Origin of the sequence: Tahibacter sp., from assembly GCF_035481375.1 — a bacterium.
Classification (GTDB): Bacteria; Pseudomonadota; Gammaproteobacteria; order Xanthomonadales; family Rhodanobacteraceae; genus Tahibacter.
Genome location: NZ_DATIGT010000212.1, coordinates 1 through 7,592 on the forward strand (window position 1 = coordinate 1; position 7,592 = coordinate 7,592).

General features: G+C 66.9%; 7 protein-coding genes. 5 read left to right on the top strand and 2 right to left on the bottom strand.

From position 1 onward, the window contains the following. The 4 genes from VLF18_RS13910 to VLF18_RS13925 form a co-directional block, all read left to right on the top strand. Window positions 1–747, top strand: a 747-nt coding sequence (locus VLF18_RS13910) for a pilus assembly protein PilP (protein ID WP_325280230.1), incomplete at its 5' end; no start/stop codon positions are given. A 304-nt stretch (window positions 748–1,051) separates the two neighbouring features. Continuing rightward, the gene (locus VLF18_RS13915) at window positions 1,052–2,851 is read left to right on the top strand and encodes an acyl-CoA dehydrogenase (protein WP_325280231.1); all 1,800 of its coding nucleotides are present in this window, start codon (window positions 1,052–1,054) and stop codon (window positions 2,849–2,851) included. 156 nt (window positions 2,852–3,007) lie between these two features. After that, complete coding sequence (locus VLF18_RS13920) at window positions 3,008–3,463, top strand: DUF1579 family protein (protein ID WP_325280232.1); 456 nt, start codon at window positions 3,008–3,010, stop codon at window positions 3,461–3,463. Between the two features lie 77 nt (window positions 3,464–3,540). Continuing rightward, the gene (locus VLF18_RS13925; RefSeq protein WP_325280233.1) at window positions 3,541–4,434 is read left to right on the top strand and encodes a dienelactone hydrolase family protein; all 894 of its coding nucleotides are present in this window, start codon (window positions 3,541–3,543) and stop codon (window positions 4,432–4,434) included. Window positions 4,435–4,812: 378 nt separating this feature from the next. Here VLF18_RS13925 and VLF18_RS13930 read toward each other — a convergent pair whose 3' ends face one another. Continuing rightward, a complete protein-coding gene (locus VLF18_RS13930; RefSeq protein ID WP_325280234.1) occupies window positions 4,813–5,577 on the bottom strand; it encodes a hypothetical protein in 765 nt (254 codons plus the stop codon). Window positions 5,578–6,412: 835 nt separating this feature from the next. Next, on the bottom strand, window positions 6,413–7,144 hold the full coding sequence (locus VLF18_RS13935; RefSeq protein WP_325280235.1) for a 4'-phosphopantetheinyl transferase family protein: 732 nt from the start codon (window positions 7,142–7,144) through the stop codon (window positions 6,413–6,415). 162 nt (window positions 7,145–7,306) lie between these two features. Here VLF18_RS13935 and VLF18_RS13940 point away from each other — a divergent pair. Beyond that, the coding region (locus VLF18_RS13940; RefSeq protein ID WP_325280236.1) for a CopL family metal-binding regulatory protein at window positions 7,307–7,592 on the top strand (286 nt) is incomplete at its 3' end.

A 7,592-nucleotide genomic window follows, 5' to 3' on the forward strand; every position in this document is an offset into this window, starting at 1 on the left:
CGCCGCCACGACGCGTCGGGGGATCCGTTGCATTTCGTATCGGCAGGAGCGAGCGGCCGCGGACGCGCTTCGCGCGTGGCAGCCGCCTTCGCCTTCGCGTGCTTCGCCGCACCGGCGGCCGCGCAGGTCTGCAGTTTCACCGCGAGCGCGCCGGCCAACTGGCAGCGCATCGAGACCGCGGTCGCCTCGCTGCGCCTGCCGCGCGACGCCTATGTGACCGAGAACGGATCGGGCGATGCCGACAGCACGCGCTATGCGGCCGACGGTCTCGACGTGCTCGTCGACTACGGTCCGGCAGGCCGCCCGCCCGAACCCGAAAGCGGCATGGTCAGCCGGCTGCTCGGCGGCGCGCCGGCCTTCATTCTCAGCGAGACCCGCAGCGACGGCGCCGGCCGCATCGCGATCATCTGGGCCGAACTCGGCCACACGCAGCTCGAAGCGAGCGTCACGATCGACTACGCCGATGCGACGCGGCGCGCCGACGCCTGCCGCATCGCATCGAACCTGCGCCTGCTCGGCGACGCCGCCGCGCTGACCTTGCTGCGCACGGGCCGCAGCGCCGGCCAGCGCTACGCGGTGCTGCGCGACGCGGCCGGGCGCGAACGCCGCGTCGTCGAAGGCGACTACGTCGCCTTGAACCGGGCACGCGTCACGCGCATCGACGAGCATGCCGTGCGCATCACCGAACGCGTGCCCGCACGCGACGGCCGCTGGGACGAGCGCGAGACCGTGTTGCGCACGAAATGACGTCGGGCGCAATAACCGAAGGGCATTGCGCCGGCCGCGCGGCGCAGTCGGGTTTTCACGTTGCCACATGGGTTTTTTTCGCATCGCCGAATGAAGCCGCGAGGCCGGCGGGGAAGACGGCGCAAGGCGTTGGAGACGGCGCAATGCGCTTCGCTTGTTGCGCCGCGTCTACGCGGCTTATTGCGTATCCGGCTTCGCAGCACGGTTTCGCCTGACGGAACATTGCGACGGCGACATCGCGCCGCCGCTTTCGTACGCGCGTTTGATTACAGTAGCGCCCTCCTCTCTATTGCGGAATGCGCTCATGGACTCGCGTCGGCTCATCGATCGTCGCCACCTCGATTTTCTGCTGCATGAAGTCCTGGCCGTCGACGACGTCTGCCGCTATCCGCGCTTTTCGGAACACGGCCGCGAAACGTTTTCCGCGGCGATCGATCTCGCGCAGCAGATTGCGATCGACCGCTTCCTGCCGCACAACCGCAAGGCCGATCTGAACGAGCCGCAGCTCGTCGACGGCAAGGTCGCGCTGATCCCCGAAATCGCCGATGCGGTCGCCGCGTTCTGCGAGGCCGGCTTTCCGGCCGTGCTGGCCGACTACGACCGCGGCGGCATGCAGATGCCGTTCGCGGTCGGCGCGGCCTGCGACGCGCTGTTCTGCAGCGCGAACGCCGGCACGATCGCCTATCCCACGCTCGCGCGCGCCGCGGCGAACCTGCTCGAGGTCTACGCGACACCGGAGCAGAAGCGCCTGTACATGCAGCCGATCCTCGAAGGCCGCTATTTCGGCACGATGTGCCTGTCCGAGCCGCAGGCCGGTTCGTCGCTGGCCGATCTGAAGACCGCCGCCACGCCGCAGGCCGACGGCAGCTATCGCCTGAGCGGTGCAAAAATGTGGATTTCCGCCGGCGACCACGAGCTCGGCGAGAACATCGTGCACCTGGTGCTCGCGCGCATCGACGGCGCGCCGGCCGGCGTACGCGGCATCAGCCTGTTCATCGTGCCGCGCTGGCGCGTCAACGGCGACGGCAGCCGCGGCGCGCGCAACGACGTGCGCCTGGCCGGGCTCAATCACAAGATGGGACAGCGCGCGAGCGTCAACACCTTCCTGAAGTTCGGCGAAAGCGGCGACTGCGTCGGCTACCTCGTCGGCAGTCCGCACCAGGGTCTCGCGCAGATGTTCCACATGATGAACGAGGAACGCATCGGCGTGGGCCTGAGCGCGATCCAGCAGGCCGCCGCGAGCTATCAGTACGCGCTGGCCTATGCGCGCGAGCGGCGCCAGGGCCGGCATCCCGACCAGAAGGATCCGGCCACGCCGTCGGTCGCGCTCGTCGCTCATGCCGACGTGCGGCGCATGCTGCTGCAGCAGAAGTGCTACGTCGAAGGCGGCCAGATGCTCGCGTTCGACGCGGCGCTGCTCGTCGACCGGCAGCACGACCCCGATGCGGCCGTGCGCGAGCAGAGCCATCTCCTGCTCGAACTGCTGACGCCGATCGTCAAGGCGTGGAATTCCGACTACGCGCTGCGCGCGAACGACCTCGCGATCCAGGTGCTCGGCGGCTACGGCTATACGCGCGACTATCCGGTCGAGCAGTGCTGGCGCGACAACCGCATCAATCCGATCCACGAAGGCACGAACGGCATCCAGGCGCTCGACCTGCTCGGCCGCAAGGCGCTGATGCACGACGGCGCGGCGCTGCGCATCCTGCTCGAACGCATCGCGGCGACCTGCGCGCAGGTCGCGGGCGACGCCGAACTCGCGCCGCTCGCCGCCGCGCTGTCGGCCGCCGCCGTCCGTGTGCGCGACACGAGCGTCGCCGCCGGCAAACGCATGGCTGCCGGCGAAGTGCGCGAAGTGCTCGCGAACGCAAGCCACTATCTCCAGCTGCTCGGCCACGTCGTCGTCGCCTGGGGCTGGCTGCGCATGGCCGCGGCGGCGCAGCGGGCGCTGGCCTCGGGGGCTGCCGAGCACGATTTCTACGCCGGCAAGCTGCAGGCCTGCCGCTGCTTTTTCGCGACCGAACTGCCGCAGACCGAACTCAGCGCGAAGCTCGTCGCCGGTGTGGACCGCAGCGCCTACGACATGCGCGATGCCTGGTTCTGACAGCGGCATTTTCGCGTCGAAGCTGAACGCCGCACGCGCGATTTAATGCGTTGCTAACCGTGCCGTAACGCGACGCTCGCAGATGTGGCGTCGCATTTGGCCGCGTGCGCCGAATCGGGCTACCGTGCGCGCTTGATCCAGCGCCAGGAGCCATCGATGAGCGACACCGTCGCAGCCAATGCCGCGCTCGCGCCGCTCGCCGCGTTCGTCGGAACGTGGACGACGCAGGGGGAAGTGAAACTGCTCGGTCCGTCGGGACGCGGCGCGCCGTATCGCGCGACCGACACCTACGAGTGGCTGCCCGGCGGCCATTTCCTGCTGCACCGCTTCGTCGCGCAGATGCCCGACGGCGCGGTCGAAGGCATCGAAGTCATCGGCTACGACGCGAGCCGCAAGCACTTCACGATGCATTCCTACGACAACCAGGGCAATGCGAACGTGATGCAGGCCAGCGTCGACGGCGAGCAGTGGACCTACAGCGGCAACAATGTGCGCTTTCGCGGCAATTTCAGCGAGGACGGCCGCGTCTTCAGCGGCACCTGGGAAATGCGCGAGCGGCTCAATGTCGCGTGGCGTACCTGGATGAGCGTGGCATTGCGGCGCGACGCGTAGTCGTTCCGGCGCATCGGCATTGCGCAGCCGCGCGGCCGCCGCGATGCTCGGCGTTCCACCGCCGCCGGAGCCCAGTCATGACGCGCAAGACCAGTGCCGATTTCGGTCCGGAAGTCCTCGAGCATTTCGACGCTTACGTGCACGGCGCACTGAGCCGGCGCGGTTTTCTCGGCGCCGTCGCGAAAGTCGTCGGCGGCGCCGTCGCCGCCGAGCTGATCCTGCAGCAGCTGAGCCCGCAGTTCGCCGCGGCGCAGCAGATTCCCGAATCCGATGCGCGCATCGTCGCGAAGCGCCACGAATTCCCCTCGCCCGACGGCAACGGCACGGTCAAGGGCTATCTCGTGACGCCGGCGAAGACGAAGGAAACGAAGAAGCGCGCGGCCGTGCTCGTCGTGCACGAGAACCGCGGACTCAATCCGCATATCGAGGACATCGCGCGACGCATGGCGCTCGAGGATTTCATCGTGTTCGCACCCGATGCGCTCGCACCGCTCGGCGGCTATCCGGGCAACGAGGACAAGGCGCGCGAGCTGTTCGGCACGCTCGACCAGGCCAGGACGCGCAGCGACTTCGTCGCCGCGGCACGCGCGCTCGCCGGCATCGACGGCGGCAACGGCAAGGTCGGCGTCACCGGCTTCTGCTACGGCGGCGGCATCTCGAACTGGCTCGCCACGCAACTGCCCGAACTCGGCGCGGCCGTGCCGTTCTACGGTCCCGCGCCGACGCTGGCCGACGTGCCGGCGATCCGCGCGCCGCTGCAGCTGCATTTCGCCGAAAAGGACGATCGCGTCAACGCGAGCTGGCCGCCCTACGAGGAGGCGCTCAAGGCCGCCGGCAAGCGCTACGAGGCGCACACCTATCCGGGCACGCAGCACGGCTTCAACAACGATACGACGCCGCGCTACGACGAAGCCGCGGCGAAGCTCGCCTGGACGCGCAGCACTGCGTTCCTGCGCAAGCATCTGGCCTGAGACCGATCCGTTCCGCCGATTTCGCGCGGCGTCGGACGAGGCGATGCAGCCGGCGTGGGCGAGCGGCGAGCCGCAGGCGAACCCCAACATCGCGGTAGTCGCTTCCGGCGGGCGTCTGTGTGTCGTGCCAAGTGATCTGGGAAACGGGACTAGTCGAAACTTTATGGGACAAAACGGGACGAAACCCGCGAAAAATCGAGGTTTCTAACGCATTTCCAAAATGGCGACGGATGACAACTGAATTGAACAACGGCGCGTCCGCCGAATGGGAGCGCCGTTTGGTGTGATCAGAATGCAGGCGGTGCGTCCGGGCATTCGCACCCGGTAGCCATACGCCCAGATTCGTTTACTAGTCATGGTCGAGAGTCCGATAGCAGCTCAGGGGAAAATTTCTTGAAAGCGTCCATTCGAGATACGCTGTAAAAGCGTCTTCTCCTTGACGGTGGCGGTATCGAACTGGCTCGGAGTCGCGAGACTCGTACGAATGAAGTCGCGGTAGTTTCCCGGCGGGCATCGGCCCATAACGAGGCAGAGTTGGCGCATCACGCGGCTGTTTTCGCTGCAGTCACGTCCTAAGTCGCATGCCACGAGCAACCACGCGAGGTAATCCTCTTGTGTCCCGGCGAACGGCCCATTCACTTGCGGCTCTTCTTCTCGGACGCCCAGCATCGTTGCCATTGCACCGATTGCTTCACCGTCGCGAGATGCAACGATCTGACGCAGACTGGTCTTAAGCTCGTCCTCTGACTTTTCGGTCCACTGTTCTTCGAGCTTCATGGTGGCCGCAAGCAGATCTCCCGCCGCGGCGGCCCGCGCCAGCGATTCGCGAACACTTGCGGGCGTGAGCTTCCCCTCTGCAACCAAGTCGCGACAACGTTGCTCTTCTAGGTCGTTGTGCCGGAGAGCGATCGACCGTTGCGGCTCCGCAAGTCCCGCTGCGAATTTTTCGCGGAAGTTCTGGGCTCGATTGGGAGTCGCTTGACTGGCAAAGCACTCATCATTCACTAGCGCGACAAGTCGAAGTGCTTCGGGACTGCCAGCATCGACCTGGGGCTGGACGCTCTTTACGAGCGATGCGAGATTGTTTGCGGCGTTGTAGCTCTGTTGCGCGCTTGACGCAGGAACTACCTGGGCGGCCGGCATCTCACTCGACTTAGGCCGTGTGGCCGGGGGCGGGGCTGGATTGGGCGCCGTGGGAGGTGTCGATGACCCCGGTAGCGGCTTATCCGATTCACGCTGGCTCGGCAAGGCGAAAAAAGCTGCAATCGCAACAGCGGCGACGGCGATTAGGGTGGCTGCAATTTTCGTAGGGCTCAAACGGGGTTCCTCACAGAAGAAAGCGACTTCGGGGCGGATCGCAGTAGGTTCAGCACGCCTCTAATGTTTGCACGCCGCAATCTCAGCGACTGCGGTTAAGCGCCATCCGCATAGCAGCAGGTCGAACTACTGCCGTCACGGGGAAGATCCTCTCACCGACTTGCGCGGCGCCCGTTGGATGATTTCGTCCCAAATAGCGGCTTGACCCAGGCCTCTTCCAAGCCCTGGGACGAACTGATTCGTCAGCAGAGAGAACGGCGGTAGGCCCCTACGCGGAAGTCCGTGCCCTACCGGCTCAGGTTCTCAGGGGGACAGAGCTATCTCGGACAGGGGCTGGCGGCGCGCGCGCTGTGTGCAATTTCTCTTCGGGCTATGTGCTGGTGGCCGTCAGAGAGGCGTTGATGGGGAGCTCCCATCCGAACCGTGCAGACGAACTACGAGCCGGAAGTTGCCTCAAGATGCGCCGGGGGATGGCAGCTAAGCCGGTATTCGTACTGAATCAAACCACCTGGCAGGACCGATCAAGCTAATCGGCGCGCTACAGTCTGGCGGAGAAAGTCCGTGTTGCGTCAGAGATGCCGTGGCAAGCGAGTTCCTCCGGCACGGGCTCTTTGCAACGGAGTCACCTCGATGGTGGGCTTCGCCTGCGGCTCAACCCAACCTACGGCCGCGGCACGATTTCGTGCAATCGGATGCGATACGGCGGATTCGCGCCGCGCCGCACCGCGAGCGACAGCGTGTGCGCCCCGCTCAGGCGCGTCGAGAAGAACTGCCAGTCGGCGGCTTCGTCGGCCAGCGACGCGTCGATCGCAATGCCGAGCGTCTCGCCGAACCGCAGCGAGAAGCGGTCGAGCGGAATCTGCAGGCCGAGTCCGCGCGCCTTGATGTAGGACTCCTTGAGCGTCCACAGATCGAAGAAGCGCGCGCCCTGCTCGTGCGCCGGCAACGCGCGCAGTGCGGCGAGTTCCTCGGCCGAGAAGAATTGGTCGGCGATGTCGAGCGGCGCGGCCGAGCGTGCGGTTTCCTCGACGTCGATGCCGACGTCGCTGCCGCTCGTCACGGCGCAGGCCACGAGGCTGCGCGCGTTGGACAGATTGAAGCGCAGCGGCCGCACGAGCGGCGCGGCGATTTCGGGACGGCCGTAGGCATTGCTTTCGAAGCGCCAGTCCTGCGGCCGCACCGGCGCATAGCGCGACAGCACGGTGCGGCAGAGCGCGCGCGTCAGCAGGTATTCGGCCTTGAGCGCGTCGAACGCGAAGCGCGCGCAGCGCGCACGTTCGTCGGGCGTCAGCAGCGCAGCGTAAGCGTCGCGCAACCCGGCACCCTCGCACTGCGCGGTCCAGGCATACCAGATATGCACCTCGTCGCCGGGCAGCGGCAGCAGCGCCGTCATGCGGGCGGGCGATGCAGCACGTCAGGCATTCGCAACACGGGCGGTCTCCACAATGACGCGAGGCCGCGCATTCTGCCGCATCCGTCGGCGTCCGCGCGCCGCGCTTGAAACTTCGCGGCGCGATCCGCAGTCTATGCGCCGCCTCCCCGTCCCGGATCCTTCGTGCCGCGCCTCGCCGTCCGACTGCTGCTCGCGCTCGTGCTCTGCCTGAACGGGTTTCTCGCGCCCGTTGCGATGGCCGCGCATGCCGATGCCGCCGCGGTCGAGGCCGCTGCCGCGCAGCCGCCGTGCCACGGCGACGAAGCAGCCAACGCCGCCGACGAAGCCGGCCACGCCGATTCCGGTTCCTGCTGCCAGCCCGGCCACTGCCTCTGTGCCTGCGTATTCTCGGTGAGCCTGCCGTTCGCGCCCGGTGCCGGCGCATCGCCGGTCCGCGGCCGGCTTGCGG

Bases quoted from the DNA above. Each gene is read 5' to 3' on its own strand.
- VLF18_RS13925 (WP_325280233.1), top strand. From the start codon at position 3,541: ATGACGCGCAAGACCAGTGCCGATTTCGGTCCGGAAGTCCTCGAGCAT.
- VLF18_RS13930 (WP_325280234.1), bottom strand. From the start codon at position 5,577: ATGCCGGCCGCCCAGGTAGTTCCTGCGTCAAGCGCGCAACAGAGCTAC.
- VLF18_RS13915 (WP_325280231.1), top strand. From the start codon at position 1,052: ATGGACTCGCGTCGGCTCATCGATCGTCGCCACCTCGATTTTCTGCTG.
- VLF18_RS13935 (WP_325280235.1), bottom strand. From the start codon at position 7,144: ATGACGGCGCTGCTGCCGCTGCCCGGCGACGAGGTGCATATCTGGTAT.
- VLF18_RS13920 (WP_325280232.1), top strand. From the start codon at position 3,008: ATGAGCGACACCGTCGCAGCCAATGCCGCGCTCGCGCCGCTCGCCGCG.